The sequence below is a fragment of the Burkholderia sp. BCC1638 genome, assembly GCF_902833195.1.
In the GTDB taxonomy this organism is placed as follows: Bacteria; Pseudomonadota; Gammaproteobacteria; order Burkholderiales; family Burkholderiaceae; genus Burkholderia; species Burkholderia diffusa.
This window is the reverse complement of sequence record NZ_CADFEC010000157.1, coordinates 1-423: the sequence shown is the minus strand read 5'-3', so window position 1 is coordinate 423 and position 423 is coordinate 1. Positions and strand designations below refer to the sequence as shown.

1 protein-coding gene is annotated in these 423 nt (G+C 63.4%); it reads left to right on the top strand.

Going from position 1 to position 423, the window contains the following annotated elements; all coding sequences use genetic code 11:
- Positions 1-200 precede the first annotated feature (200 nt).
- Positions 201-423 (top strand): LysR family transcriptional regulator (locus HWX22_RS31690; protein ID WP_175917037.1); only part of this gene is annotated, 223 nt, incomplete at its 3' end.

Sequence of the window (423 nt, the reverse complement as noted above, 5' to 3'; positions counted from 1 at the left end):
GTTCGAGCTCGGCCGGCCCCTGGGCCGGGAATTCGGCGAGCCGGCGGCCGTCGAGCGGGCTGATGGAACGGAATACCTGAGGATCTGCGCTGCTCATGCTGAACTCCATTGGCTTGGGATGGCGCTCATAGTAAGCTCCGCACACGCTCAGAAAAACTGAATAGTTTTGAGCAACTTATTCACGTTTCGAGAATGTCGACATGGATCTCATCCAACTGGAAATGTTTCAGGCGGTGGCGCGCCACGGCAGCATCGCGGCGGCCGCGCAGGCCGTGCACCGGGTGCCGTCCAACCTGACCACGCGCATCAAGCAACTGGAGGAGGAGCTCGGCGTCGACCTGTTCACGCGCGAGCGCAACCGGCTGCAGCTCTCCCAGCCGGGGCGCGTGTTCCTCGACTACGCGAGCCGGATCCTGGGCCTGG